At 72.3% G+C, this 581-nt stretch carries 1 protein-coding gene; it reads right to left on the minus strand.

The window, feature by feature from the left end; all coding sequences use genetic code 11:
* Positions 1 to 468: ABC transporter ATP-binding protein (locus ACIKT0_RS19730; RefSeq protein ID WP_407106940.1), on the minus strand; the 468-nt coding region annotated here is incomplete at its 3' end.
* Positions 469 to 581 lie beyond the last annotated feature (113 nt).

The raw sequence follows: 581 nt of genomic DNA on the forward strand, positions 1-581 counted from the left end.
CGAGTTGTGAACCTTCGCTTGTCCGCGAGCGAAACCGCGGACGCCTGACAGCTCGTGCGGATAGCGCGGCCCGAAGCCTGCGAGGCCGACGCGCTCCAGCCATTCGTCGACGACCGCGTCCGCCTCCGCCCGCCGCTGCCCGCGCAGGCCGAAGCGGACGTTCTGGGCGACCGACAGATGCGGGAACAGCGCGTAGTCCTGGAACATGAAGCCGACGCTGCGCCGGTCCGGCTCGACGAACACCCCGCGTCCCGCGACCAGCGCGCCGGCGATCCAGATCTCGCCCGAAGACGGCGCGTCGAGCCCCGCGATCAGGCGCAGCAGGGTCGATTTCCCGCAGCCGGACTGGCCGACAAGGCTGAGAATCTCGCCGGACGCGACGTCGAGCGAGACCTCGCGCAGGACGGGCTTCGCGCCGAAGGATCGGGAGAGCGCGCGGAGCCGGACTGCGGCCGGAAGGTCGGTCATGCCAGCATTCGCTCGCGCTCGGGGAGACGCGGCTAGGAAGGCGCCGCCGGGCCCGCTGTCAAGCCGGGCGCGCTCAGGCGTTCGCGCCGACCGCCGCCTTCATGACCGCGCGG

The sequence above is a fragment of the Hansschlegelia beijingensis genome, from assembly GCF_045505405.1.
Lineage (GTDB): Bacteria > Pseudomonadota > Alphaproteobacteria > Rhizobiales > Methylopilaceae > Methylopila > Methylopila beijingensis_A.